Here is a 26,142-nt window from a genome sequence, read left to right as displayed (position 1 = left end):
TAAAACCTGTACAAATTCAAGGGTCGATTTTTGATGTATGGGATAAGGAGAGGTAAAGGGATGTCTTATGTTTTCGGAGCGATGATCACGATTTCGTTTATCTACGCGGTGTTCAGCGGCAACATCGATCAGATGAGCACCGGGATCTCCGAGGCGGCGGGCTCGGCGATCGAGCTGCTGATCTCCATCAGCGGGATGCTGATCATGTGGTCGGGGTTCATGCGGATCGCAAAGGATTGCGGGCTGATCGAGAAGCTGTCGCGGCTGTTCGCGCCGCTGCTCAGTCGGCTGTATCCCGACGTTGCGGTGGATTCGGACGCATTCCGCTATATCTCAATGAACATCAGCGCCAATTTGCTGGGGCTGGGCAATGCCGCTACACCGCTCGGGATCAAGGCGATGGGGGAGCTGAAAAAGCGTAGTCTGAATGATACCGCGACGGACAGCATGGTGACATTCGTTTTGATGAACACCGCGTCGATGCAGTTGATCCCGACCACGGTAGCGGCACTCAGAAAGAGCTATGGCTCGGCGCAACCCTTCGATGTGCTGTTGTGCGTGTGGATCACCTCGGCGGCGGCGCTGACTGCCGCGCTGGCGTCATCAAGTCTGATAAGGAGGCTTACATGGAAGCGGTCATCCCGATCATCATTACGGCGCTGTGCGTCTACGGATTATTCAAGCGCGTGAATATTTTTGACAGCTTCATCGAGGGCGCCAAAGAGGGCTTTTTGACGGTGAAGTTTGTCGCGCCGACCATGATCGCACTGCTCGTGGCGGTCGGAACACTGAGAGCCTCAGGCGCGCTGGATCATCTCGCGGGATTGATACGACCGCTCGCGGAGAAGGTAGGGTTTCCTGCCGAACTGGTGCCGATGGGTTTACTGCGGCCGGTATCGGGCTCGGGCGCGACAGCGCTGTTGACGGGGATCTATGAGAATAACGAACCCGACAGCTTTGTCGGACGTTGCGCAAGCGTGGTGGCGGGTTCGACAGAGACGACATTTTACGCCGTGAGCATGTACTACGGTGCGGCAGGCATCAAAAAAATCCGCCATACGCTTTTTTCGGCGCTGTTGGCGGATCTCACCGCGATCGTCATCAGTGTGGTGACTGTGGGGTGGTTGATGGGGTAGTTCCTAATTTTGCTTCATTCTTGTGCGGGTGAGCTTTTTCTTTAATTCCTTGGGCTTGAAGGGGATGAGGGGATAGAGGTAGCTTTTGCCGCTGATGGTTTTGTTGCTCGCGAGCAGGAAGAACAGGATGATGATCCCGATGATGAAGCCCGTGATGTTGCCGATATAGGTGGCGGTGAGCAGGATGAAGCGCGCGTATTTCAGCGAGAAGCCCAGCTCGTAGTTGGGCTGGCTGTAATTGGCGATGGTGACAAAGGCGACGTAGAGGGTAGAGGCGGTGGTGAACCATCCCGCGTTGACCGCGAACTGGCTGAACGCGATCGCGCCGATGATACCGATGGCGGAGGTCAGGGAGCTCGGCGTGTGGAGCGCCGCGAGGCGCAGTCCGTCGATGCACAGCTCCATGATGATGAGCTGCCAGTAGATCGGCAGGCTGGTCGGCTCGATCTGCAAAACAAATTGAAAGACCGGCGGAACAAGCTCGGGATTTTGCAGGCACAACAGCCATAACGGGGTGAGCAGGACTGAGGCGATGGTGATCAGGTAGCGTGTGATACGGATATAGGTGCCCGTGATGGGCGGAAAATAGTAGTCGTCGGCTTCTTCGAGAACATCAAAGATCGAGGTCGGGATCAATAACGCGGAGGGGGAGTTGTCGACGAGGATGACAATGTTGCCCTTGAGACAGACCGCCGCGGCGACATCGGGGCGCTCGGTATATTTGATCTTCGGAAAGGGATTGAGCCACTTCTTTTGATAGAGCGCCTCGATCAAGCTCTGCTGATTCATGCTCAGATTGGCGATGTCGAGATTCTTGATGCGGTCGGTGATATCGTGCAGGAGCGTGTGGTCGACCTTGTTGTCCATATAGCAGATGATGACGTCGCTTTTGCTTTCGCTGCCCACGGTCATCGCCTTGGTGACGAAATTCGCGGAGCGGATGCGGCGGCGAATCAGCGCGGAGTTGAAGATGACCGTCTCGACAAAGCCGTCCTTACTGCCGCGCAGCACCTTGTCATCCTCGGGCTCCGAGGTGGAGCGCTGAGGATAGGTGCGCATATCAAAGGAGATGGCGGCGGTGAAGCCCTCGGCGATCAGGCAGGGGATGCCGCTGAGCACGTTTTTGACGACCTCGTCGGGCTGATCGACAACGCTGATCTCGACATAGGGAACACAGTGGCGGCAGAATTCTTCGGCGGAGCTGAGATATCGGGGTTCGGTGTGATTGTAAAAGAATTCCATCAGCTTTTCCATGATGTCGTCCTTGATCAGTCCGTTGATGTAGAAGATGACGGCTTTCTTGCCCGAGATGACGATGTTGCGCTCGATGATGTCGAAGCAGTCGTCACATCGAAGAAGGTCGGAGAGCTTTTTGCGGTTGGCTTCATAGGATGATGTGAAGATAGGATCAGATCCTTTCGGGAAGAGTCAAAGGGGGCTTTTTATCATATCGAATCTTCATTAGTTTTTTCGGAGTTGGATCAATTTATGCAGTGACATACGAAAGTCGTCAAAAAGCCATTGACGTTCCACTTGCGCGCGACAAAAATATTGCGGGACTGCTGTGGCAATAAGCGCGATGATTGTGAGGATATTTTTTGGGGGGTTCCGAAATGGAACCTCTTTTTTTCTATTATGCAATTATGCCTTATGCTTTTTGTGTATAATTATAGTTGAATTGTTAATTGTATCTATACAATGTAACGAAAGGGCTTACCACGGCGATGAGAATGGACTGTACTTGTATAGCACCCTGCTGCGGTGCGACGGGTTATTCATCAGCGAATAGCTTCGCTTATTTTCGTGCGCCCTTTTTCAATAGGATCATGATGAACTGACACAGACGCGGTATCTCTGCGCCTGTGTTTTTTTGTCATATCGTCATTGTGAGGGAAAAGCCTTCCCCCGAGGGGAAGGCACAGCTTGTCGAAAAAGCATGATATAATAAATGAGCAACCGGCTTCCAAGGCTCCCTTTGGGAAAGGGAGCTGTCGCCCGTTGGCGACTGAGGAATTGTATTTTTTGAACGACCGAAGGGAGAAACCTATTTATTATCAACGCTTGATCTACACTGTATTGTATAGTAACTCGCTTCGCTCGAACAATTTGATACAATTCATCCGCCTCCTTACGGAGGACCTTCCTTTCCCAAAGGAAGGCTTTAAGTCGTTGCATTTTTTGTTAACTCTTGTTTTCCTTTGCTTGGCTCATGTCTACGACAGACCGAGCCAATGTCCGGTATGAATGAGAAATACACGGTCAGCGGACAGACCCAAACGGAAACAATCATGATAATTGCCATTGCGAGGCTCCATTAACCGGGGCCCCCGACACGCCCCGCGTGTTGGGGAGAGGAGGAGTCGCGGAGAGAAAAAGAGGCTCCCTTTCCTAAGGGAGCTGTCGCCGACAACTTGTTGGCGGTGACTGAGGGTTGAAAAACTGCTGTACAGATGACGACTTCTGTATGAACAGTCGCCAACCCTCCGGCACTTCGTGCCACCTTCCTCGCCGGAAACGGCTTCTTCTGCGAAGACAGCCGACCCTTTTGTCCGCTTTGCGGACATTTCCCCTAACAGGGGAATCTCCCCTTGTCCTTCGGACAATCCCCCAACGGGGGTACCTTAGGAAAGGGAGGCTATGGCGGCAATCTCAACCGATTATGTTAACTCTTGTTTTCCTTTGCTTGGCTCATGTCTACGACAGACCGAGCCAATGTCCGGTATGAATGAGAAATACACGGTCAGCGGACAGACCCAAAGAAAACAGTTAAATCAAACTAAAAAAATTCCTAAAGGAGGAAAGCAAAAAAATGATGAAAAAAATCAAAAAGCCCGTCAGTATCTTATTATCGATCCTGATGGTACTCAGTTTATTCACAGTCATCCCGATCGCCTCGGCTGGCGCGACGGATTATACCGAAGAATTCGTGTCGCTCGAAGATCTTGTCGCAGGGGACACACTCTCTGCTTCGTCCGGCGACTATCTAGGTTTAATGTGCATAGATTATTCCGTTATCATTAAAGGCGGTACTTTCAGAGAGAGATTGGATCCTGAAACTCATGCAGATGATATCGAGTTCCAAGAAGATCAAATTGGCGACATAGTTATTGAACGAGATGAGTACGGTCCATTATTGATTGTAAGGATTGATGGTGGTGATAAGCAAGCGTATTATCCTCTCGATGCAGAAGGTAATCCATCAGACAAATGGTATGTCCTTTCTAACGAGAACTACACAGTCACCCTCGCCGGTCATGTTCCCGCTCCCGCAGTAGGCACGATCTACGACAGCGGCGAACACGTTGCTTCGGAACTCAATACAGGCGACTATATTGTCAGTGGTATCGAAAGTCTTTTTGATGACAATTTTGAATACACAATTACTCTGAAAGCCGGAACGTACACCGACTGGCCGGATGGCACTTCAGCTTACGATGCGGATTTCACCGCTGAGAACGGTATGTTCACGGTCGGTACTGAAGATGGCATTTTGTATTTCGATGATAGGATGGAGGGATATAGTTTTATGCCCTTCGTCGACGGCGCAGCAGGAAACGCTTTCTACGTTGAATCGGCAGACCATGATGCAAAGACCATCACCCTCGCAGGCGCGAACGCTCCTGCCGCTCCTGCCGCTCCCACCTACACCCTGACCTGCACCGACGCATTGGTGGACGCATTTGATGTATGGGTCACGCCCCAGTACTTTGATGTGGGAGAGGATAACTGGGATGTATATGCCGAAAAGGGCGTTGCATATACCATTTTAAGTGAACCTGATGATAATGAGTATGCTGTAGCGTTTAGTTTTGAGGTACCTAAGGGTACTGCCTTCAATGCGTCGGGTATTACCGTTACAATGGGTGACGCCGCGCTGACGCTCGGTGAAGTCAGTGATTGGGATACCGATAAAGATGTTGTTGTAGGTTTAACCGATTATTCAACTTCTAGTGCGTATACATATTTTATCAGAAAAGGCGAGCTGACCGGCAATCTTGTAGTCGACTACGCTCCCACCGAGGCTCCGACCGAGGCTTCTTACACCGTAACATGGAAAAACTGGAACGGTGAAGAGCTCGAAACAGATACCAACGTCGCTAAGGACGCCCTCCCGAGCTATGACGGCGAAGCTCCCACCAGACCCGACGACGCGAACAACACCTACACCTTCGCGGCATGGGACGACGGCACGACCACCTACCTGATCGGCGTAGATGATCTGCCGCCCGTGACAGGCGACGTCACCTACACCGCGGTCTATACGGCTGAACCCAAGGCTACAGAGGCGCCCACCGAGGCGCCCGATACCTACATCGTAGCCGGTAACGATACTACGATCTTCGGTACCTCCTGGAACGGCAACGATCCCAACAACACCATGACCTTCTCGAACGACGTATGGTCTAAGGAATATACCGTTGACGGCGCGAAGAAGGAAGTTCAGCTCAAGGCTGTCAAGAACGGTTCTGCATGGATCGGCGACGAGACCGGCAACAACGTCACCTTCAATCTGTCCGGCGCGGGTACCTTCACCGTATACTGCGACGGCGCCAAGACATGGGTAGAGGGCGACATCGTCACCTATGATGACGGTCTGACAGTCGAGTCTGTCACCGCGGTAGGTAACGGTACTCCGGACGGCGACAACTGGCTGAACAACATCGAATGGGATCCCGCTGCTTCTGCTAACCATATGACGATGCTCAGCGCAGGCTTATACGAGATCGAGTACACACTCGGCGATTATGACACCTCTGATCCCGAATTCAAGTTCGCGATCAACGACGCGTGGACACACAACTTCGGTCTGGCTGACGGCGGTGTGATCGTAAACGGCGTAACGACCGACGCGATCTACAACGGTCCTCAGAACATCAAGATCACAGGCCTGACCTCAGGCACAACCATCAAGATGTACCTCGACCTGACCGAGTTTAACTATGAGACCAAGACCGGCGCGAAGATGACCATCACATGGACAGTTCCCGCGACCGAAGCTCCCACCGAGGCTCCGACCGAGGCTCCTACCGAGGCTCCTACCGAGGCTCCCGCTCCCGCGGAGCAGTCCGAGGTCATCGACCTGACCGCAGAGAGCGCAAGAGTATATAATGAAGATTTGGAGTCATACACTGCAAAACCGTTTAGCACCGATCATTTCTCTGTAACTACTTCATCAAATGACGGCCCATTGATTGCTTCCGAAAACGGCTGGACTTTATTTGGAAGCACAAATGATAATATCAAAATCAGTTCGTTAAACGGTCAGAACATCTCGAAGCTCGTCGTTTCAGCAGGAATCAACGATCAACTGGATCCCCCTGCTGTGAAGGTAAACGGAGAGACGATCGTCGGTACTTTGAGTGACGGCGTATATGTCTTTGAAGGCATCAACGCAACAGAGGCATATATAGTGAGTTCGGTTTCCAACGGTCAAACCAGAGTAATGACGACTACTGTTTATTACGCCGAAGGCTCCGAGCCCGCGGACACCTACATCGTAGCCGGTAACGATACTACGATCTTCGGTACCTCCTGGAACGGCAACGATCCCAACAACACCATGACCTTCTCGAACGACGTATGGTCTAAGGAATATACCGTTGACGGCGCGAAGAAGGAAGTTCAGCTCAAGGCTGTCAAGAACGGTTCTGCATGGATCGGCGACGAGACCGGCAACAACGTCACCTTCAATCTGTCCGGCGCGGGTACCTTCACCGTATACTGCGACGGCTCCAAGACATGGGTAGACGGCGACATCGTCACCTATGATGACGGTCTGACAGTCGAGTCTGTCACCGCGGTAGGTAACGGTACTCCCGACGGCGACAACTGGCTGAACAACATCGAATGGGATCCCGCTGCTTCTGCTAACCATATGACGATCCTCAGCGCAGGCTTATACGAGATCGAGTACACACTCGGCGATTATGACACCTCTGATCCCGAATTCAAGTTCGCGATCAACGACGCATGGACCCATAACTTCGGTCTGGCTGACGGCGGTGTTATCGCTAACGGCGTAGAGACCGACGCGATCTACAACGGTCCTCAGAACATCAAGATCACAGGTCTGCCCTCAGGCACCACCATCAAGATGTACCTCGACCTGACCGAGTTTAACTATGAGACCAAGACCGGCGCGAAGATGACCATCACATGGACTGAGCCCGCGACCGAAGCTCCCACCGAGACTCCGACCGAAGCTCCCACCGAGCCTCCGGTTGTGCCGATCGTATACAACCTCAATGACGAGAACGCGAATATCCTCTGGGAGGATAGATGCAGCACCGACAGTTATTGGGATATCTACGTCGAAACCGACGGCATCAACTTCCTGCTGGGTGCTCTTAATTCTGCTCAGGCGGCGGGAACCTACACTTGGGCGGATCTGGATCCCTCTGCATGTGAGATCTTTGTCGGAGAAGCGTTAACACCGTACCATTTCACAGACGGTTCCTGCACCGTTACGATCGAGAACAACACCTTGACAGTCAGCGGTATCTTCACCTGTGAAGACGGCAACACATATGATTTGACCTTCTCAACCGGACGCATCTACTCCGTCACATGGATGAACGGCGATGAGATCCTTAAGATCGATACCAACTTAGCGGTAGGCGACATCCCCTCGTACAGCGGCGAGACTCCCGTAAAGCCCGAGGATGACGACTTCACCTATGAGTTTATGGGTTGGTCGGACGAAAACGGCGTCTACAACCCCGACGCACTGCCCCCGGTCTCCGGCGACGCGACCTACGTGGCGGAATTCAATAGCACTCCGAAGTACGCGGCAGGCTACTACATCATCGGCACCATGACCGATTGGAAGATCAACGACGCCTATATGCTCACCCCGAACAACAACAACACCGAGTCCACCGAGTATATGTTTGAAGACTTCTCGATCAACATGGGCGATATGTTCAAGGTCGTTTATGCCGAGCCGGGCAAGGACAAGGTATGGTACCCCGAAGGCATGGGCAACAACTACGGAGAGAACGGCGAGTTCACCACCGGCGGCTACTACACCGTCTACTTCCGTCCCGACGGCGACGGCGGTGAGGACTGGTTCTACAACTGCATCTATGTCGTCTGCACAATGACCGACGCCGCTATGCTCGTGAACGGACAGATCAACGTTCTGCCCGAGGCAGAGGACGTTACCTTGAATGATAAGGCTGCTGTAGAAGCCGCAAGAGCGGATTACGATGCTCTGAGCGACGCTGATAAGGCGTTCGTCGATCCCGCTCTGCTGCAGAAGCTGACCGACGTTGAGGCGGCACTCGCCAACCTCGAGGCAGTGGCAGCTGTCACTGAGCAGATCACCTCTCTGCCCGATAAAGATGATGTTGCCCTTACGGATAAGAATGACATCACTTCGGCAAGACAGGCGTATGACGCTTTGACCGACGCGCAGAAGGAAATGATCGATGCTGATACATATACGAAACTGACCGACGCTGAGGCAGCCCTCGCGGAAATCGAAGGAGCGGCAGCTGTATACTCTATGATCCAGGCGCTGCCTGATAAGGAGAATGTTACCCTTGCGGATAAGGACGCTGTCACAGCGGCAAGACAGGCATATGACGCTTTGACCGACGCGCAGAAGGCAATGATCGACGCGGACACCTACTCAGTGCTGACCGACGCCGAGGATGCGATTGCGGACCTCGAGGCGGCAAAGACTGTTGAGAATCAGATCAACGCCCTGCCCGATGTCATCATCTACGATGACAAGGCGGACGTAGAAGCCGCGAGACAGGCTTATGACGCCCTCACAGACGCACAGAAGGCGCTTGTTGATCCTGTTGCCTTACAGAAGCTGACAGACGCCGAGCAGAGCATCGCCGTACGCGAGCCGGCAAAGGCAGTTGAAGCATTGATCTTCGCCCTGCCCGACACTATCACTCTTGCCGACAAGGCTGACGTAGAAGCCGCAAGGGCGGCTCTCGATGCGCTGACTCCCGAGCAGGCGGAATATGTCACATTCATCGCCCTCGACAAGCTGTTCCGTGCCGAGGATGCGATCGCGGCAGCAGAGGTAACCGCTATGATCGACGCGCTGCCCGCAGCCGCTGACGTTACCGTCAATGACGAAACCGATATCATCAACGCGAGAGCGGCTTACGACGCATTGAGCGACGCACAGAAGGAACTGATCGACTCCGATACGCTGCAAAAGCTGACCGACGTTGAAGCTGCGTTCCAAAAGATCGCTGACGACATCGCCGCTGTCTATCAGGTAGCGATGGCAATCGGTGACCTTCCCTCCTCGACAGCCGTGAGCTATACGGATAAGGCTGCGATCGAAGCGGCAAGAGCGGCTTATGACGCCCTGACCGACGATCAGAAGGCTATCTTCCCCGCAGACACACTGCAGAAGCTGGTCGATGACGAGGCTGCACTGAACAGCTTTGTCCTCCTCGGCGACGCTGACGGCGACGGTGAAGTTACGATCATTGACGCAACAAAGATGCAGCGTGCACTGGCGAATATACCGGGCGCCTCGATCGATAAGGGTGCCGCGGATATTGACGGTGACGGCGAAGTGACTATCATGGATGCAACACTTCTCCAGCGCTTCTTAGCTACAACACCTGTTGATTATCCGATCAACGAATATGTCAAAAGATAAACAAAACAGAATAATGGCTTAATACATTTCAGAGGATGGAACCCGTTTCCATCCTCTGTTTTTTTTCGCGCGCGTTATAGGGAAACGAGTTCGATCACCGACCTGCAAATGCCGAGCCCTCCGATTGTGACGGGGAGCGCTTTTATACGAAACTGAATCTTTTTTTAAAAAATTTTCCGAAGTTGCATAAATTTATGCAACTTTTTTCTTTATCTCGGCATAGGTGAGACCGGTGTTAGGAGGAAAAAGATGAAACCGAGAGAAAAAGAGTTTTGCCGTCTGATGACGGTGGTTGCCGATCCGATCAAAGCGGCGCGTAAGGCGGGCTACAAGCACCCCGAAAGGGCGTGGTCCGAGCTTTCCGCGCGGGAGGAGATCGTCAGCGAGATCCGCCGCCGATGCGAGAATATCCGCTCAGTATATGAGCATACCGCGATCTGCGGTCTGTACAAGCTCGCCTACGGCGGCGTGAGCGACGCTCTGACACTGCTTTATCGGGATGACCTCAGTGAAGAGGATCTGAGGATGCTCGACCTGAGAAATGTATCGGAGATCAAGCGCACGGATAAAGGGATCGAAGTGAAGTTCTGCGACAGGATCAAGGCGATCGACAAGCTGCAGGAGCTGTTGGGCAGCGGCACGGAGCATGGAAACGGTTCGGGTCTGCTGGACGCGATCCTGAGCTCCGCCGAGGCGCTCGGCAGTCGCTCCGGGAGTGAGACCGATGACCTATAGATCGCTGTCCGCAAAACAGCTCAAGGCGATGTTTTGGTGGGCGAAGGGCTCGGGGTATGAGCACTATGACGCTGTCATCTGTGACGGCGCGGTGCGCTCGGGCAAGACCTTTGCGCTGTCTTTATCCTTTGTCCTGTGGGCGAGCGTTACCTTTGACGGCGCTTTGCTGGGCTTTTGCGGCAAGACGATCACGGCGCTGCGGCGCAACGTGATCATACCTCTCCTGCCTTGCCTGAAGGAGCTCGGCTTTGACGTAAAGGAAAGCGTGAGCAACAATCGTCTGATGATCCGATACGGACACCATGAAAACACCTTTTTTCTCTTTTCGGGGAAGGATGAGGGCTCCGCCTCGCTGATCCAAGGGGTCACCCTGTCGGGTGTGCTGTTTGACGAGGTGGCGCTGATGCCGAAGTCGTTTGTGGAACAGGCGCTGGCGCGATGTTCGGTGAGCGGCTCACGGTTCTTCTTCAACTGCAACCCCGAATATCCTTCACACTGGTTTTACCGGGAGTGGATCCAGAACAGAAAGCGGAAAAACGCGCTGTACATCCATTTTCGGATGCGGGACAACCCCTCTCTTTCTCAAAAGATGCTCAAGCGGTATGAGAGCCTGTATACGGGCGCTTTTTATCGCCGATTCGTCGAGGGAGAATGGGTGAGTGTCTCGGGCGCTGTCTATCCCTTTATGGGGGACAGCAGTATGTTCATCCCGCCGCCCGACCGAAAGATCGAGGAATACTGTGTCTCCTGCGATTACGGCACGGTCAATCCGACTTCGATGGGGTTGTGGGGGCGTTGCGACAACACTTGGTATCGCCTGCGTGAGAGTTATTATGATGCGCGAAAGGTAGGCAAAAGCAGAACAGATGAGGAACATTATGATTCTTTAGAAGAATTATTGGGTGAGCTTTTGCCGACGGCGGTGATCGTCGATCCGTCCGCCGCCAGCTTTATCGAGGTGATCGAGCGGCACGGGCGCTATCCTGTCGTCAGAGCGGATAACAACGTCATCGACGGTATCCGCAAGACGAGTCAGGCGCTGCGTGATAAAGAGATCGTCATCTGCGACACCTGTACCGACGCGATCCGTGAGTTCTCACTCTATCGCTGGGATGAGAACAAGCCGATGGACACCGTGATCAAGCGCGACGACCACGCGATGGATGACATACGCTATTTTGTCAGTTACATAAAGGCGAATGAGGAACCCCTCCACTTTGCCTTTATCGAACGAACGTAAACACAACAGGAGGTATCATCTTGCGATTATTTGCGAAAAGAGATCGCCCTCATGTACCCGAGGTGCAGACCTGCACCACAGCGGACAGGGGCATTATCCCTCCGTTACACCTGTCGGATCAGCCGCATGAAATGCGCCTGTACCGCGCTTTGAGAGATCAGGTGCCGGTCATCGACGCGGCGATCATGAAGCTGATCCGTCTGCTGGGTGAATTCACGATCAAATGTGCCGACAATCAGGCACAGACCATGATGGATCGCTTTGTGTCACAGATCTCGGTCGGCGGGACGGGCACGGGACTGCACACCTTTATCTGCTCGTACTTCGACCAGCTGTTGACCTGCGGCAGGGCGGTGGGTGAGATCGTCACCTTCGAGGACGGCGGTATCGCGGCGCTGTATAACGCGCCCGATGAAGCGGTGACCCTGCGTATGGGCGACAGCCCCGTGGATGTGCGCATCTTCCCGAACGATCTTTGCGCGAAGGAGATCGAGCACCCCGAGCTGATCTGCCTGACCCTGCTCAATCCGCAGCCGGGCACACTGCGCGGCACCTCGATCCTCAGCGGACTGCCGTTCGTCAGCGAGCTGCTGATGAAGATCTTTCGCTGTGTGGGACAGAACTTTGAGCGCGCGGGCAACGTGCGCTATGCCGTGACCTATCATCCGCCCGCGGGCACCGGCGCGGTCGGCGCGCGTCAGCGCGTCAAGGAAATCGCGGAGGAATGGAGCCGTGCGATGCGGGATAAGGGCAGAGTGTGCGACTTTGTGTCGGTCGGTGACGTCAACATCCGCGCAATCGGCGCGGACAGCCAGATCATCGATTGCGATATCCCGATCCGCCACGTGCTCGAGCAGATCGCGGCAAAGCTCTCGATCCCGCCGTTTTTGCTGGGACTTTCCTGGTCCTCGACCGAGAGGATGTCCTCACAGCAGGCGGATATCCTGACGTCGGAGCTGGAGTACTACCGCTCGCTGCTCACGCCGGTGATTGAAAAGATCGCGCGGATCTATCTGGATTCCGTGCGGCTGGATCCCGCTGTCAGCGTGGAGTGGAGCAACATCAGCCTGCAGGATGAAACGGAGCTTGCGTCGGCGCGTCTGGACAACGCGCGTGCGGCGCAGATCGAACAGAGTACGGAGGTGAACGGATGAAGAACGGACAGGTGATCAAAAGCGCGGACAGTGCGGATCTGATGAAGGAGATGGAGCTGGTCAATCAATATTCCCGACGACAGCTCAGCGCCGACGAGGTGTATCTCTTCACGGTAGCGCTGTGCGACAACGACGTCGACCGCGACTATGAACGCTTTACGGTGGAATCGCTGTTTGCGCTCGAAAAGCTCTTTGTCGGCAAGACCGGCATCATCGACCACGACCCGACCGCCAAGAACCAGAAGGCAAGGATCATTTCCTGTAAGGTCGAGAGCGTAGACGGCGCTTTTACCTCGCGCGGCGATCAGCTCTTCCGCCTGACGGCAAGGGCGTATATCCGCCGCACCGAGGGCAATGCGGAGCTGATCGAGGCGATCGAGGCGGGCATCGTCAAGGAAGTCTCGGTCGGGTGCAGTGTCGGACACACCGTTTGTTCCATTTGCCGCAACGAGATGCACTCGCCGCTGTGCAGCCACCAAAAGGGCAGAGAGTATGACGGCGAGCTGTGTTACGGCGAGCTGACGGAGCCGAAGGACGCATATGAATTCAGCTTTGTCGCCGTACCCGCACAGCGCGCGGCAGGTGTGATAAAAGGATATAAGGAGAAAGATATGAACGAAATTTGTAAAGCTCTGACAGGCGAGAACGAGGTCACGCTCACCAAGGGCGAGGCCGCCTCTCTGAAAGAGTATATCGAACGCTTGGAGAGCGACAGCGCATACGCCGAGGCGTATCGTGAGGAGCTGGTGCAAAAGCTGAAAACCGCCCTCAGAGAAAAGGGCGTACAGCTCGATTACGCGGTCGAGAATTGTATTCTCGCCAAGCTCAGCATCGACGAGGCAAAGTCGCTGCTCAAGGCGCTCAGCCGCAAGGATCAGAAGGTCAAGGTCCAGCTGAGCGGTAAGGAATCCGACGAGCCCGTCGGCAACACAGAATTCAGAATCTAACGGAGGTAAGTATGAATATCAGTTTTGCAGGTTATAAGGAAAATGTCCTGACCTTTGAATGTACCAACACCGTCAAGAAGGGCGACCTCGTCAAGATGTCCGCATCCGGCAAGGTCACCAAGGCGGCCGCCAACGACGGCTTTATCGGCGTATGCGTCGGCGAGAACGACGGTTACGCCGCTGTTCAGCTCGACGGCTATGTCGAAGCGGCAAAGTCCGGTACCGTCAATGTCGGCTACAACAAGCTCGCGGCGGCGTCATCGGGCGTCAAGACAGCAGAGAGCGGTATCGACAGACTGGTCGTCTATACCGACGACAGCACCGTCGGCTTTATTCTGTAAAGGAGGAGATCATATGGCTAATTTTGAAAAAATCAATCTGGAAAAGGGAATGTATCAGACCGGCAGATCGCTGACCGAGATCCTGGAGGAAATGGATCCCAGCGAGAACTATAAGGGTACCGCGCTGGAGGGCCTGGATGCGTTCTCCCGTCAGCTCAAGCGCTTTGACATCAAGGTCAGCGGCAAGGGTTCCGATACCATCGAGAAGTTCTTCGCCACCACCGACTCGGCGGCGCTGTTCCCCGAGTATGTCAGCCGCGCGGTCAACGCCGGCAGGGAGGAAGCCGATATGCTGAGCGATATCGTCGCGACCGTCACCAAGATCGACGGCATGGATTATCGCTCCTGCACCTCGAGCCTGACCGATGATGATAAGAGCCTCAAGCGCGTCGCGGAGGGCGCTTTCATCCCGACGACCGAGATCAAGACCAGCGATAATCTGGTGCGCCTGCACAAGCGCGGCAGAATGTTGGTCGCAAGCTACGAGGCACTGCGCTTTCAGCGCATCGACCTCTTCACCGTCACCCTCAAGCAGATCGGCGCGTATATCGCGCGCACCCAGATGGCTGACGCGGTGGACGTCATCATCAACGGCGACGGCAACCAGAACGGCTGTGACAGCGTCACTCCCGCCGCGTCCGGCAGTCTGAGCTATACCGATCTGATCAGCATGTGGTCGGCACTGGCACCCTTTGAGCTGAACACCGTGCTCGCCGGTACTCCCGCGATGACCGACCTGCTGACCATGTCCGAGATGAAGGACGCGGTAGCGGGTCTGAATTTCCAGGGCAGCGGTAAGATGATCACACCGCTCGGCGCGAACCTCATCCACACCACCGCCCTGACCGGCAACAATATCATCGGTCTGGACAAGAACTGCGCGCTCGAGATGGTCGTGGCAGGCGACGTAGCGGTCGACTACGACAAGCTGATCGACCGTCAGCTCGAGAAGGCGTCAATCAGCTGTATCGCCGGCTTCGCAAAGATCTACAACGGCGCGGCGAAGAAGCTGAGCTACTAAGGAGGGCATGACACTTGCGTTTTAAAGAGATCATCGAACGCTTTACGCTGGTGTCGGGCTTTGAGATGAAGGATGTGTCGCGCTTTCTGCCGATCATCGAGGACTGTAAGGCGCTGTTCGAGTCGCGGTGCGGCGAGCTCAGTGAAAGCGATCTGCGGCGTGCCGAACACGCCTGCGCGGTCTACGCGTTCTATCGTGTCAGTCAAATGGGGCGCTTGGACGATCTGAAGTCGTTCAAGGTCGGCGACGTGCAGATGGATGTGGAGGCGATCGGACAGGCGGCGCAGAAGCTCTGGGAATCGGAGCAGGTGAACATATCCGACATCATCGATTTCGGCGGTGACTTTGCATTCAGGAGCGTGAGGGTATGAAGCTGACATCTTATCTTGACCGCGCACTGAAAAAATTCGGCAACACCGTCCGGATATCCCGCGGCGGCAGGACAGAGGTCGTAAAGGCCTTTGTCCAGCCGCTCAGGCGGCGACACCGTCTGTATATCAACGACCGCTATATTCCGGCGGGCTATTTTGACAACCGCTATCTGCTGTACATCGGACCGGGTGACCGACCGCTAAAGGACGGTATGCGGATCTACTGTAAGCATACATGGTATACGGTGGTGACGGCGGAGATCTTTGCCTCGCACGACGAGGATATCTATGTATGGGCGATCTTGATGCCGGAATACAGGCGTAAGGAGGATTATTATGACGACTTCGATCGTGAACAGGATCGATGAATGGATCACGCGCGTGAAGCATTACGGCGCTTTGGAGGCGTATGCGTTCATTCCGGGCTATCCCGCACATAAAACACCCAGCCCCGTCACACAATATACGGTAGCTGTCACCGAGAGTGAAGAAAAGGTGAGCCGGTTTTTCATCGGCAACCGAATCGGAGAACGCAGTACAGGTGAACTTCATGAGATCGAGCTGTGTCTGCGCGTCTACGCGCCGGAGGGCACCTCGGGCTCGGCACTGCTCAGAGCAAGCGGTCTGTTGATGGACGCGCTCGAACAGCAGGATCACGAAAATGCGATCGACGCGCTGATCCTGTCGGGCATCGGCTATGATACTGCCGCCCGCGTCGAGTACAGAGACGTCACGGCGCGGTTGAGCATGGCAGAGGAGGCGGTCGCGTGAATGAGCTGAGGATCGTCAGGGGTACCGATGTGAAGCTCTTTGTCGGTGATACGCCGCTCTTCGGTGTTATGGACTTTACTGCAGTTCAAAAGCAGCGATTCTATGATGTGTATGAGTATCTCCGATCACAGCCGTATGAACGGATCCCGCAGGGATCGCGGTATGAGATCAGGCTCGAGCTCATGGCGCTGTTTGACGGGCAACTGCCGACACAGGAGAAGTTTACACTGCGTGTAGAGGATAACGGCACAACGTATCATTATGAGAACTGTCGCGTGACGGAGCGAAAATCGGTGCTCAAGGGCAACCAAAAGGCTGTCGAGGTGTTCACCCTCGAAGCGGATCAGATGAGAAAAGCGGTGACGGATGATGAATGAAGAGATCGTATATGAAAGCTTCAATAACGACAGTGAACGGCTGTCGCAGGAGCTGGAGCGCGACGCGCGGCGCTATAACAAGGCGTTCACCGAGGAAGAGGAGGTCAGGCTGGTATGAAATGGGCACCGATGCGATTCGGCGGCGTGAGTATGCGCCATAATCCCGAAAAGCTCAGTATCAGCGACAAAAACCGACTGCAGGAATACCTGTCGCCGTGCTGTGAGGCTGACTGTCAGGTTTTGGGCAGGGAGCTGTGCCGTGTATCGGGCGAGGGCGTATTGTTCGGGACGGATTGTATCGAGCAGTATCACACGCTCGAGATGTTACAGTGTAATCATACGCCCGCTAAGCTGGTACTGCCGAAAATGCAGCCGCTGTACGCGTATCTCAAAGAGCTTTCCCTCTCGGCGGAGCCGCGGGATGACGTCCTGCGTTACCGCTTTATCTTTGTGGAAACAAAGAGTCCCCGCAAGGCGTTGCGGGGAGAGCGGTATTATGTGACGGGAGCATCGGGCGAGAGCCTTTGGGATATCGCCTACGTCTACGGCAGACCGATCGAAGAGCTGACGGCGCTGAATCCTCAGATCCCGCTGATCGACGATATCGACGAGGGAGTGAGGGTAAGGATATGCTGAGATGTGAGCTGAAAGATGTTTACGGACAAAAAGTTTTGATGCCGCGGATCCTGTCTCTGCAGGTCGACGTGGACGAGGGCGTTCCGGCTGACGCGCTGTATGCGCTGTTTCCTTACACCCCGACTGCGGAGTTGTGTGAGATCACTCTGTACGACGGGGATGCCCCGATCTTTATCGGTGTGATCGATGAAGAGGAGCATATCTGTGAGCGTAGCGGCACCTATCTCAAGGTGAGCGCGCGGTCATTGGCGGCGCATTTGCTGGACAATGAGGCGATGCCGTGTGAATACGATCATCCGTCGCTTTCCCTGATGGTCGAGCGGTACGCAAAACCCTTCGGCGTCACCCTCGGGTCCGAGTCGGACGAAGTGTTCTTCGGCGAACAGAGCGTCACGAAGGGCACTTCCTGCTGGAAGGCGCTGAAGACCTTTTGTATCGCATGCTATCTGACCCCGCCGCGCATCAGCTCGACCGGGGTGCTGTATCCGAAGGGCTTGGAGCACAGCGGGATCACGGTGTTCGGCGGGGACGGCGTGCGGTATACCCGACTGCGCGAGGTGAAAAAGCGCTGTGAGGAGATCTCAGCCGTCCATGTCAAAGCGACCAACGGGGGCGCCTATTCGTTCCCGATCCGTAATACTTCGGCAAAGGAGCGCGGCGTGCGCCGTGAGCGCTACCTGAACGCCGTATTGACAGAGAGCCCGATGAAGTGCGCCGACGCGATGATCAAAAACGGCGACAGTAGATCCTATGCGGTTTATCTGCGCTGTGAGGGCTGTCTGCTGGGGGCAGAGGGGAATCGTGCTGTGATCGACGATCCCGTTATCGGCGATACGGACGAGCTCTATATCAGCGCGGTGCATTATCGGATGAAAGGCGACGGCGCGTACAGTAATATCACACTCAAGAGGAGGTCTTTTTGATGTGGATCAATGAGTATATGACAGGACGCTCGTTCAACGCGGCGGGAGCGTCTGCCGGAGAGATCCGATCGGCAAACAACGGCAGCGTTTCGGTCAGCGCAACGCGCGACTACGGCGCACTGCCGCTGATCGCGCCCGCGGGGATCGCGTATGTGCCGGTCGCGGGAGCGCCTACCGTGGTGATGGAAGGCGCGGGCGGCGCGGTATGCTTAGGCGTAGCGGTAACGCCGCAGGAGGAGCTGGAGCCGGGCGAGCTGATGCTCTATTCCGCGGGCGGCGCCAGTATCGTGCTGAAAAACAGCGGCAAGGTGCTGATCAACGGCAGGGAGGTGTCGTGATGGACGTCAAGGTAGCAAACGGCGATATCGCCATGACTGCTTCGGGTGATTATCTGTACATCACCGATATCGAAGAAGCGGTGCAGCGTGTGCGGATCTCGGCGCTGACGATGAAGGGCGATTTTGTCTATGACAGAGAGCTGGGCACGGATTATCGCGGGCTCAGCGCGGATGACGAAATGCTATGCGAAAAGCTCGATATGCTGATAAAGGAGAGCTGTGCCGACATCTGTGACACACAGGTCAAGGTGCAGTCATGCGAAAACCTGATCGCCGTGATCAGGGTGAGCTATCGGAATAATGAAACGACTACGGAGGTGGATCTATCTGGAATCTTACAATGATATTTTAGAGAGAATGGTCGGTACATATGAGGCGGAAAGCGGATTCCGACCCGAGAATGAGTCGGATATCATGCTGCGCCTGCGTGTGCTGGCGGGCGAGATCTTTCAGGAACGCGCTTATGCTGAATATATCCTCAGACAGATGTTCCCGACGACCGCGGAGGGAGAGTATCTGGAGGCGCACGCGGCACAGCGCGGATTATCCCGCAAGCACGGGACAAAGGCGGTGGGCAGTCTTGTGTTCACTGCCGAGAATGAATTGCACGATGAGATCCTGATCCCCGCGGGGACGACAGTTTGTACGACAGATAATATGCTGCGTTTTGTGACGGACAGCGACGCCGTACTGTCAACAAACGCGCATACGGTCACCGTCGACGCAACGGCGGCACAGATCGGCAGCGAGTATAACGCTCGTTTCGGCAGCATCGGCATCATCGTCACGCCGGTGATCGGCGTCGCCTCCGTCAGGAATATCTCTTCCTTTACCGGCGGTACGGATGATGAGAGCGATGAAAAGCTCAGAGAGAGGGTAGCGGAAAGCTACCGCAATATCTCGAACGGCGCTAACGCCGCCTATTACCGCTCGATCGCGCTCTCGGTCGACGGCGTCTATGCCGCCTCGGCGGTCGGATGCAGCCGCGGCGTCGGCACGGTGGACGTTTATGTCTGCGACAGAGGCAGAACACTGGCGAATGAAAAGATACAGGAGATCCAGGCGCTGTTAGATGAAAAGCGCGAGGTGAATGTAGACGTCAGGGCGTATAATGCCGCGGAGCTTGTCATCAATCTCTATATCCGCCTTGCTGTGAAGGACGGTTATGATTTTGCTGCCGTTGCCGAGAACGTCAGGGTCGCCGTCACGGATTATATCAATGATCTGGGTATCGGCAACGATTTGTGGCTGAGCAACGTCGGCGAGGTGATCTACCATATCGAAGGGGTCTCGGATTATCGCTTTTTGGAGGGCTACGGCTCCGACAGAGAGATCCCGCCCACACGCTTCGCCAAGGCGGGCAGCATCTTAGTGAGGGATGTATGATGGCGGTATTTGACAAGATGAAAGAGCGCCTGATCAAAGTGGGAGTGTATGACGATGACGCCGCGGCGCTTTGTTGGGAGCTCAGGGCATATGCCGCGGAGATCGAGAGATTGTACGCACAGCTCAGAGAGATGTTTCAAGAGCGATTCATCGCAACGGCACAGGACATGGGACTGAGCGCGTATGAGAGGATATTCGGTCCGGTGAGAGAGGATGAAACGGTCGAGGAACGCAGGCGACTGCTGCTAATGAGACTGAACCTCGGCAACGGAGATTTCACCGTGGACGGATTTCGCAAGGCGCTGGACAGTTTTGGGCTGAACTATACGATCAGCGAGTTTCCCGCGATCGGCAGGATGAACGTGATCTCCACGACGAATTATTCTCCTGCCGAGCAGGCGTGGATCAAACACGAGGTTTCAAAGATCGTTCCCGCTCATATCGAATTCCAGCTCTCATTCAACACGATGACATGGGAGCACTGGGACGCGCTGGACAGAACCTTCAGCGCCTTTGACAGCGACGATATGACATGGGATCAGATCGATAACCAAACCGATTCAGAGTAACATAACAGAAAGAAGGGTTTTATGGCAAGCAGTAACTATACGCCGAATCTCCATCTGAGCGCGTGGGAGGCGACAGACCGCCCCAAACGCGCGGATTTTGTATCCGACAACACCATTATCGATACACAGCTCGGCGGACATATCGCGAACGGCAATATCCACTTGAACGCCGATGAAAAGGCAAGGCTGAATGAACCGTTCGTCGTCATGATGTATGCGGGCAACGGCGAGGCGCAGCGCTCCATCACGCTGGATTTCCATCCGAAATTTGTCTTTATCTACAAGCGCGGCGTACCGTTTGTGAGCTACAGCAACAGCGTGAATGTCGTCAATGCCGCCTCTGCCTCATACGGACAGGGTGGAAGCGTGGGCGTCAGTGTGACGAGCACCGGCGTTTTGGTGAGCGAGAGCACGGCGTCGAACGGAGTCAGGGTGAGTCTGAATGAGAATCTCGCTCAGTATACCATGATTGCGTTCAAATAACCGATCAATAGCATCATCCAAAGTCTGATAGGCGGATGAGAAGAAAAAAGCACTTCTGAGCGTTTGACTCAGAAGTGCTTTTTGGTATTCAGATCAGTGATCGCTTATCTTTTTGCGGCACGACGGGGCACATAGACCTCGCCGGTATCGGAGCGGGAGGAAGAACGGCGGGAATAGCCCTCGTCTTCATCCGCGTAGCGTGACGTTCTGCGACGGGGAGCTTCTTCATATTCGTCATATCTTTCTCTCTCTTCCATGCGCGCCGCGGCAGAACGAGAGGGAGAGGAAGAACGTCTGCGCTCAAGGCGCTCCGCTTTCTTGACCGCGCTCCTGTGGGCGATGGTCGCGATAATGAAGTACAGGATACCTAATACAGAGAGTCCGAGAAGGGCATAGCCGACATAAAGGATCCAGTAGCCGTTATCCTCGACCTTCGTGTTTTCCTTGATTGCCGAGAAGTCGGTCACGCCGGTCTGTACGGTTTTTTCATCCAGGGTGATATCGCTCCACTCGTTCGGTTTCGCGTCTTCCGCGCTCATACCGGAGGAATTGTAGAGAGAAGAGGATACCGAGCCGGCTGCCGATTCGGTGCTGTTGACAACATAGTTGTTGCTGTTGGAAGGATCGCCGTAGTAAACCGGAGCGTTATCTTCGACTGTTCCGACGTTTCCGGAGTCATAACTGCCGGAGTTGTAGTTGGAGTTATAATCGGATTCATAGCCAGAATTGTAGTTGTTCTGGTTATCGTAACCGTTGTTGCCGGTATCATAGCTGTTGTTGCCGGATGACTGATCGTTCTGGGCAGTCTGCTGATCGTTCTGGGCTGGCTGAGGGTCGTTCTGGGCTGGCTGCGGGTCGTTCTGGGCTGGTTGCGGATCGTTCTGGGCAGGCTGTGCGTTATTATCGGGTTCCGCATGGCATACGACCATCACTGCGCCGGAGATCATAAAGACGACTGCTATCAATAGGGAGATAAATCTAAGTGATTTCTTCATAAAATCAACTCCGTTTAGTATTAGTCTTTATCTTTGTCTCAAACATGGAGGGCTTATAGCTGTTGCATGCGGAGGAGGGCTGTACATCCATATCTTCCGCGAGCTTCTTTAAGAGAGCGTCAAAGACTTCGCCCTTCATGGACTGGAGAACCTTTTTGCTATTTTCAGAATCGTTGATGTAAGCGTCGGTCTGCTTCTCGATCGGTTCACGATAGATCATATAGATCTGCTTGGTGTTTTCATCATCACCGATCTGAACCGTCATCGCCTGACCGTCCTTCATATCCTTGATGGTTTTGAGGAGTTCATCGGTGGTGTTTTCATCGATGATCTCGACATTCGCGGTAGTGGGATCCTCGGTGACGCTGTAATCCTCCATATACTTCTTAACGACGTCATCGTAAGAGCTGCCGTCGGAGATTTTGGACGCATAATCCTCAAATGACGAGGTATACTTCGCGATCTCTTCTTCCGAGAGGGGAGTGTTGTTCGCGGAAGTGGTGGTGGTAGTCGTCGCGTCGGTCTGTCCGTCATCAGTAGTAGTATAGAGGTTAGCGGAGAAATACTTGTAAGAGGTGTAGTTCTTTGTAAAGTAATCGGTCAGATCCGGGGTGGATACCGCGGAGGGACCGCCCTCGCCGTACTCAGCCTCAAACGCAGCGTTCTTCTCGGCGATATTGATGGTGTACTCCGCCATGAAGAAGGAATCAAAGCTGACGCCGCAGGGTTCGAGAACCGCCTTGAGGTTCTGATCCCAGTATGCCTGCTGGATGTAAGTCTTAGCCTGATCGAGCTCAGCCTGATCGACTGTGCATCCGAGCTCATTGTACTTGGTCTCGATCGCGACCGCGTTCTGGAGCTTTTCCTTTGTCTTATCGGTGATCCAATCCTCTGCTATGGCAGTGTTGCCGTCCTCATCGGTGATCTCGATCTTGAGGAAGGATTTCTTGCCGTCGTATTTGCCTGTCGCGGCATCATAAAGATCGCTCTTCTGCGCGAGGGTCTGCGCTTCGTTATACGCGCTGTACATATAATAGACGTATACGCCGATGGGCAGCTCGATGCCGTCCTTCTGGTAAGCATACTGCTTGGAAAGTGAGCAGGAGGCTACCGAGAGCGCCATGACGAGTGCAAGCACAACGCAGAGGATTTTCGTAAAATTCTTCATTTTAATTACCGTCCTTTGTACTTATCACGGGAAGGATAACTGCACATTTCCTCATGATAATATGATTTAACTAATATAATATACACTATTTTTGCGCTTTTGTCCAGTTTATTGGGGCAAAAAATCGATTATTAACAGAATGTTAGTATTTAATTCTGTATTAGAAATATAATTGTGTATCATATAAGGTGTGAATGTCGGTGAATAAAACGCAGAGCAGTCAGGCTCTTTCTGTATTGTGCGTTCTGCATAATTTCAAGGTAAGTATTTTGGATTGCGCGGCTGGGATGGATATGATAAAATGAAAGTGCCAACAATTAACAGTTGAATAGTTTTATGTAAGCACATATTGTCTTTTCCTTTGGGAATAGTGTTTTTATTTTCACGATAAAAACACTATGCTCTATACTGCTATTCCCATCATAAGATAATATGTGATTGAAATACTGTTAATTGTTTGGCGACGATTGAAGAGCGATGTGTTTTTTGGCGCATGACTTTTCGGTCGTGCGCCTTTTTAATTTGTTCCCTGCTATCGTAAGGACGAGCCTCGTTCGTGTGGCAAAAATGTTTGCTTTTATCTTGCGTTTTCGATTTCGGAAAAAGGCACGCGTGCCCGGACGACCGATGGTCATCCCTACGGTAAGGGTTTCAGTAATTTTTCAATGAGTAATAAAGTTTAGGAGGAAAGAACGTGAAGAAGGGTTTATCGATTCTGTTAGCACTGGTTATGGTGCTGAGCGTTTTTGCGGTGATACCGGTCGGTGTATCTGCGAAAGAGATGAATATGGCGGAAAGCGCTGCCGCCGGAATAGCCAACAACGGCATAGGCGGGATAAACATTAATATCAACGCTTATCCCTATACTGACGGTGGATGGGGAGCTACAGGCGGTGACCCGTATGGCGGTGGCGGATGCACTTGGTTTGTTGGTTCAAGAGTAATGCAATTAACAGGTAAGGGCAGTTGCATTTCTAAGAATCCTTCTTCATGGTACTTCGATTATGGACCTTCGTTAGGCTTTAACAGAGGTTCTACCCCTCATGCTCCGGCTGTGATTTGCTATAGCGGTCATGTTGCTATTCTCGAAAAGATAGAAGGGAATACCGCATATATCAGCGAGGGAGGTATTAACCAATATAAGCATGATGGGAATTGGCAAAAGTGGGCATCCGGTAATAGTTATTGCGCTATTCACAGGATTGAAGTCGGTGAAATCGCAAATTGGTGCGGTTATAGAAGCGACTTTTTGGGCTACTTATATTTAGGCAGCAGTAACAATCCCGAAGGCGCATATGATTATGCAGAAGGCGGGGTCGGAACAGTGTATATTGCCGGCTGGGCATTTGACAGAGATAATACGAATCAATCTTTGTCCATCCATGTATATATCGGCGGAGAGGCCGGTGAAGCAGGTGCAGAGGGTCACGGAAATATTGTTGCAAATACAAAACGCCAAGACGTGGACGATGTTTATCATGTCGGTACGAATCACGGATTTGCCTCAACCATATCGACTGCAAAAACAGGAACGCAAAAAGTATATGTTTATGCAATCAATATCGGAGACGGAAGAAATACGCTGCTCGGAGAAAAAACAGTCGATATCAAACCGAAAGATCCGGAAGGAGCTTTTGATAAAGCCGAAGGCGGCGTTGGTACGGTATCTATCGTCGGTTGGGCGTTTGATTGGAATAATACCAATCAGCCTTTGGCAATTCATGTGTATATAGGCGGAGAAGCCGGCGAAGCAGGCGCAGAGGGTCACAGCGATATTGTTGCAAACACAAGACGTCAGGATGTGGACAATGTATATCACGTTGGAATCAATCACGGCTTTTCAACAACGATACCAACCGCAAAAACAGGTAGGCAAAAGGTTTGCGTTTATGCGATCAATCTCGGAGATGGCAGTAATGTTCTGCTCGGAACAAAAACAGTTACAATTACACCCGACACCGAAAAGCCGATTATCAGTGATCAATATATAACAATGCTGACAAGTGATTCTTACCGTGTTTGTGTCAAGCCTAACGATAATGTAGGGATAAAATCTGTTAAGATTGGAACATCTGCAACAGTTGACGCTACTGACGAAATCATAAACAATGCGTCTTTCGATGGTACTGATACTTATTATTTGGATATCAATCGTTTCGATTATGCTCAAACAAATACGCGCTATCATAATCGGATTTATGTATATGATTATGCCGGTAATTGTGTAGAATCTTTTCTTGATGCGTATTTCAGTAACGGTGAAATGATTCTCGGCGACGCGGACGGGGACGGTGAGATCAGCGCGATCGATATGGCACAAATCATGCGCTACGTCGCGCATATCGACACCGGAGTTGATGAAGAGGTTTTGATGAATGCCGACGTTGACGGTAACGGTGAGTTGGAGATAGTTGATGCGACGTATATCCAGCGTTATTTGTCAAGGATGGAAACACCGTATGCGATCGGTGAAGCGATATAAAATAATTAGAGATCGACATAATGAACGCCCTGCGGTTCGGTGACCGCAGGGCGTTGAATTTACGGAAAGGTTGAAGTCATGGTTTGTAGGGGAGTGGCTTGCTGCTCCCGTTCGCGCAGCGAAGGTCGCAGTGGCACAAAATGCGGAGCAAATGTTTTTTTTTGCCCCTACGGAAGTGTTGATTTGCTTCGCTTTTGAGCGGCAATATTTCATGCGCTTCGGTACGTCGCAAGCGCCGTACCCTACGGAAACGTTGACTTGCTTCGCGGTGGTATTGAAGGAGAGGAAACGTTTCGGGAGGAGCAAGCCCCTCCCCTACAAAGGGGTTCATTTGCTTCGCGCAAATGTTGATATGATGGAAAGGCAGCGGACGACCGATGAGATCTCCCCGCTGGGGAGGTGTCCGCAACGCGGACAGAGGGGTGCCGTCTCCG

25 protein-coding genes are annotated in these 26,142 nt (G+C 53.3%); 22 read left to right on the top strand and 3 right to left on the bottom strand.

Annotated elements, in window-relative coordinates; all coding sequences use genetic code 11:
- Window positions 1–60 precede the first annotated feature (60 nt).
- Window positions 61–690: a nucleoside recognition domain-containing protein gene (locus JKK62_RS06030; RefSeq protein WP_186832795.1), complete on the top strand. Its 630-nt coding sequence runs from the start codon at window positions 61–63 to the stop codon at window positions 688–690.
- Complete coding sequence (locus tag JKK62_RS06025) at window positions 627–1,136, top strand: spore maturation protein (RefSeq protein WP_186832796.1); 510 nt, start codon at window positions 627–629, stop codon at window positions 1,134–1,136. Before JKK62_RS06030 ends, JKK62_RS06025 begins: the two co-directional genes overlap by 64 nt.
- A 3-nt stretch (window positions 1,137–1,139) precedes the next feature.
- Here the strand turns inward: JKK62_RS06025 and JKK62_RS06020 are convergent, their stop codons facing one another.
- Complete coding sequence (locus JKK62_RS06020; RefSeq protein ID WP_186833031.1) at window positions 1,140–2,540, bottom strand: spore germination protein; 1,401 nt, start codon at window positions 2,538–2,540, stop codon at window positions 1,140–1,142.
- Window positions 2,541–3,945: 1,405 nt separating this feature from the next.
- Between JKK62_RS06020 and JKK62_RS06015 the strand changes: the two genes are divergently transcribed.
- From JKK62_RS06015 to JKK62_RS05930, 19 genes are all read left to right on the top strand, one after another.
- On the top strand, window positions 3,946–9,771 hold the full coding sequence (locus JKK62_RS06015) for a dockerin type I domain-containing protein (protein ID WP_207752141.1): 5,826 nt from the start codon (window positions 3,946–3,948) through the stop codon (window positions 9,769–9,771).
- A gap of 249 nt (window positions 9,772–10,020) precedes the next feature.
- Window positions 10,021–10,506, top strand: a complete 486-nt coding sequence (locus JKK62_RS06010) for a terminase small subunit (protein WP_186832798.1) — start codon at window positions 10,021–10,023, stop codon at window positions 10,504–10,506.
- Window positions 10,496–11,746: a PBSX family phage terminase large subunit gene (locus JKK62_RS06005; protein WP_186832799.1), complete on the top strand. Its 1,251-nt coding sequence runs from the start codon at window positions 10,496–10,498 to the stop codon at window positions 11,744–11,746. Before JKK62_RS06010 ends, JKK62_RS06005 begins: the two co-directional genes overlap by 11 nt.
- A 20-nt stretch (window positions 11,747–11,766) precedes the next feature.
- Window positions 11,767–12,900, top strand: coding sequence for a phage portal family protein (locus JKK62_RS06000; RefSeq protein ID WP_186832800.1), 1,134 nt, complete (start codon window positions 11,767–11,769; stop codon window positions 12,898–12,900).
- Window positions 12,897–13,847 carry an RING finger protein gene (locus JKK62_RS05995; protein WP_186832801.1) on the top strand — a complete coding sequence of 317 codons (951 nt, stop codon included), beginning with the start codon at window positions 12,897–12,899 and terminating at the stop codon, window positions 13,845–13,847. The genes JKK62_RS06000 and JKK62_RS05995 overlap by 4 nt, the downstream gene beginning before the upstream one ends.
- Window positions 13,848–13,858: 11 nt before the next feature.
- The gene (locus JKK62_RS05990) at window positions 13,859–14,188 is read left to right on the top strand and encodes a hypothetical protein (protein WP_186832802.1); all 330 of its coding nucleotides are present in this window, start codon (window positions 13,859–13,861) and stop codon (window positions 14,186–14,188) included.
- 13 nt (window positions 14,189–14,201) lie between these two features.
- Window positions 14,202–15,209 (top strand): phage major capsid protein, encoded by a 1,008-nt coding sequence (locus tag JKK62_RS05985; protein WP_186832803.1) that lies wholly within the window; start codon window positions 14,202–14,204, stop codon window positions 15,207–15,209.
- Window positions 15,210–15,223: 14 nt separating this feature from the next.
- The gene (locus JKK62_RS05980; protein ID WP_186832804.1) at window positions 15,224–15,580 is read left to right on the top strand and encodes a hypothetical protein; all 357 of its coding nucleotides are present in this window, start codon (window positions 15,224–15,226) and stop codon (window positions 15,578–15,580) included.
- Window positions 15,577–15,948: a hypothetical protein gene (locus JKK62_RS05975; RefSeq protein ID WP_186832805.1), complete on the top strand. Its 372-nt coding sequence runs from the start codon at window positions 15,577–15,579 to the stop codon at window positions 15,946–15,948. Before JKK62_RS05980 ends, JKK62_RS05975 begins: the two co-directional genes overlap by 4 nt.
- Window positions 15,917–16,351, top strand: a complete 435-nt coding sequence (locus JKK62_RS05970; protein WP_186832806.1) for a hypothetical protein — start codon at window positions 15,917–15,919, stop codon at window positions 16,349–16,351. The genes JKK62_RS05975 and JKK62_RS05970 overlap by 32 nt, the downstream gene beginning before the upstream one ends.
- Complete coding sequence (locus JKK62_RS05965; RefSeq protein ID WP_186832807.1) at window positions 16,348–16,728, top strand: hypothetical protein; 381 nt, start codon at window positions 16,348–16,350, stop codon at window positions 16,726–16,728. Before JKK62_RS05970 ends, JKK62_RS05965 begins: the two co-directional genes overlap by 4 nt.
- Window positions 16,718–16,846, top strand: a complete 129-nt coding sequence (locus JKK62_RS17750) for a hypothetical protein (protein ID WP_279380603.1) — start codon at window positions 16,718–16,720, stop codon at window positions 16,844–16,846. The genes JKK62_RS05965 and JKK62_RS17750 overlap by 11 nt, the downstream gene beginning before the upstream one ends.
- Entirely contained in the window at window positions 16,843–17,364 is a 522-nt protein-coding gene (locus tag JKK62_RS05960; protein WP_186832808.1) for a LysM peptidoglycan-binding domain-containing protein, read from the top strand. Before JKK62_RS17750 ends, JKK62_RS05960 begins: the two co-directional genes overlap by 4 nt.
- Entirely contained in the window at window positions 17,358–18,287 is a 930-nt protein-coding gene (locus JKK62_RS05955; protein WP_186832809.1) for a hypothetical protein, read from the top strand. Before JKK62_RS05960 ends, JKK62_RS05955 begins: the two co-directional genes overlap by 7 nt.
- Window positions 18,284–18,625: a phage baseplate assembly protein gene (locus JKK62_RS05950; protein ID WP_186832810.1), complete on the top strand. Its 342-nt coding sequence runs from the start codon at window positions 18,284–18,286 to the stop codon at window positions 18,623–18,625. Before JKK62_RS05955 ends, JKK62_RS05950 begins: the two co-directional genes overlap by 4 nt.
- Window positions 18,625–18,969, top strand: a complete 345-nt coding sequence (locus tag JKK62_RS05945; protein ID WP_186832811.1) for a hypothetical protein — start codon at window positions 18,625–18,627, stop codon at window positions 18,967–18,969. The genes JKK62_RS05950 and JKK62_RS05945 overlap by 1 nt, the downstream gene beginning before the upstream one ends.
- The gene (locus JKK62_RS05940; protein ID WP_186832812.1) at window positions 18,926–20,011 is read left to right on the top strand and encodes a baseplate J/gp47 family protein; all 1,086 of its coding nucleotides are present in this window, start codon (window positions 18,926–18,928) and stop codon (window positions 20,009–20,011) included. The genes JKK62_RS05945 and JKK62_RS05940 overlap by 44 nt, the downstream gene beginning before the upstream one ends.
- Window positions 20,008–20,580, top strand: coding sequence for a putative phage tail protein (locus tag JKK62_RS05935; protein ID WP_186832813.1), 573 nt, complete (start codon window positions 20,008–20,010; stop codon window positions 20,578–20,580). Before JKK62_RS05940 ends, JKK62_RS05935 begins: the two co-directional genes overlap by 4 nt.
- A 21-nt stretch (window positions 20,581–20,601) precedes the next feature.
- Complete coding sequence (locus JKK62_RS05930; protein ID WP_186832814.1) at window positions 20,602–21,063, top strand: hypothetical protein; 462 nt, start codon at window positions 20,602–20,604, stop codon at window positions 21,061–21,063.
- Between the two features lie 104 nt (window positions 21,064–21,167).
- On the opposite strand, the gene JKK62_RS05925 is transcribed toward JKK62_RS05930, so the two are convergent.
- Together JKK62_RS05925 and JKK62_RS05920 are read right to left on the bottom strand one after the other, a co-directional pair.
- Window positions 21,168–22,058: a hypothetical protein gene (locus JKK62_RS05925; RefSeq protein WP_186832815.1), complete on the bottom strand. Its 891-nt coding sequence runs from the start codon at window positions 22,056–22,058 to the stop codon at window positions 21,168–21,170.
- Window positions 22,059–22,062: 4 nt separating this feature from the next.
- Window positions 22,063–23,226 (bottom strand): hypothetical protein, encoded by a 1,164-nt coding sequence (locus JKK62_RS05920; RefSeq protein ID WP_186832816.1) that lies wholly within the window; start codon window positions 23,224–23,226, stop codon window positions 22,063–22,065.
- A 694-nt stretch (window positions 23,227–23,920) separates the two neighbouring features.
- On the opposite strand from JKK62_RS05920, the gene JKK62_RS17960 reads away from it, so the two are divergent.
- The gene (locus JKK62_RS17960; RefSeq protein WP_186832817.1) at window positions 23,921–25,708 is read left to right on the top strand and encodes a dockerin type I domain-containing protein; all 1,788 of its coding nucleotides are present in this window, start codon (window positions 23,921–23,923) and stop codon (window positions 25,706–25,708) included.
- The last annotated feature ends 434 nt before the right edge of the window (window positions 25,709–26,142 follow it).

This window comes from Ruminococcus difficilis (assembly GCF_016680995.1).
This window is presented reverse-complemented; position numbering and strand designations above follow the sequence as displayed.

Coding starts and splice junctions, on each gene's coding strand:
- JKK62_RS06030 (WP_186832795.1), top strand. CDS start 61: ATGTCTTATGTTTTCGGAGCGATGATCACGATTTCGTTTATCTACGCG.
- JKK62_RS06025 (WP_186832796.1), top strand. CDS start 627: ATGGAAGCGGTCATCCCGATCATCATTACGGCGCTGTGCGTCTACGGA.
- JKK62_RS06015 (WP_207752141.1), top strand. CDS start 3,946: ATGATGAAAAAAATCAAAAAGCCCGTCAGTATCTTATTATCGATCCTG.
- JKK62_RS06010 (WP_186832798.1), top strand. CDS start 10,021: ATGAAACCGAGAGAAAAAGAGTTTTGCCGTCTGATGACGGTGGTTGCC.
- JKK62_RS06005 (WP_186832799.1), top strand. CDS start 10,496: ATGACCTATAGATCGCTGTCCGCAAAACAGCTCAAGGCGATGTTTTGG.
- JKK62_RS05995 (WP_186832801.1), top strand. CDS start 12,897: ATGAAGAACGGACAGGTGATCAAAAGCGCGGACAGTGCGGATCTGATG.
- JKK62_RS05990 (WP_186832802.1), top strand. CDS start 13,859: ATGAATATCAGTTTTGCAGGTTATAAGGAAAATGTCCTGACCTTTGAA.
- JKK62_RS05985 (WP_186832803.1), top strand. CDS start 14,202: ATGGCTAATTTTGAAAAAATCAATCTGGAAAAGGGAATGTATCAGACC.
- JKK62_RS05975 (WP_186832805.1), top strand. CDS start 15,577: ATGAAGCTGACATCTTATCTTGACCGCGCACTGAAAAAATTCGGCAAC.
- JKK62_RS05970 (WP_186832806.1), top strand. CDS start 15,917: ATGACGACTTCGATCGTGAACAGGATCGATGAATGGATCACGCGCGTG.
- JKK62_RS17750 (WP_279380603.1), top strand. CDS start 16,718: ATGATGAATGAAGAGATCGTATATGAAAGCTTCAATAACGACAGTGAA.
- JKK62_RS05960 (WP_186832808.1), top strand. CDS start 16,843: ATGAAATGGGCACCGATGCGATTCGGCGGCGTGAGTATGCGCCATAAT.
- JKK62_RS05955 (WP_186832809.1), top strand. CDS start 17,358: ATGCTGAGATGTGAGCTGAAAGATGTTTACGGACAAAAAGTTTTGATG.
- JKK62_RS05945 (WP_186832811.1), top strand. CDS start 18,625: ATGGACGTCAAGGTAGCAAACGGCGATATCGCCATGACTGCTTCGGGT.
- JKK62_RS05940 (WP_186832812.1), top strand. CDS start 18,926: ATGAAACGACTACGGAGGTGGATCTATCTGGAATCTTACAATGATATT.
- JKK62_RS05935 (WP_186832813.1), top strand. CDS start 20,008: ATGATGGCGGTATTTGACAAGATGAAAGAGCGCCTGATCAAAGTGGGA.
- JKK62_RS05930 (WP_186832814.1), top strand. CDS start 20,602: ATGGCAAGCAGTAACTATACGCCGAATCTCCATCTGAGCGCGTGGGAG.
- JKK62_RS05925 (WP_186832815.1), bottom strand. CDS start 22,058: ATGAAGAAATCACTTAGATTTATCTCCCTATTGATAGCAGTCGTCTTT.
- JKK62_RS05920 (WP_186832816.1), bottom strand. CDS start 23,226: ATGAAGAATTTTACGAAAATCCTCTGCGTTGTGCTTGCACTCGTCATG.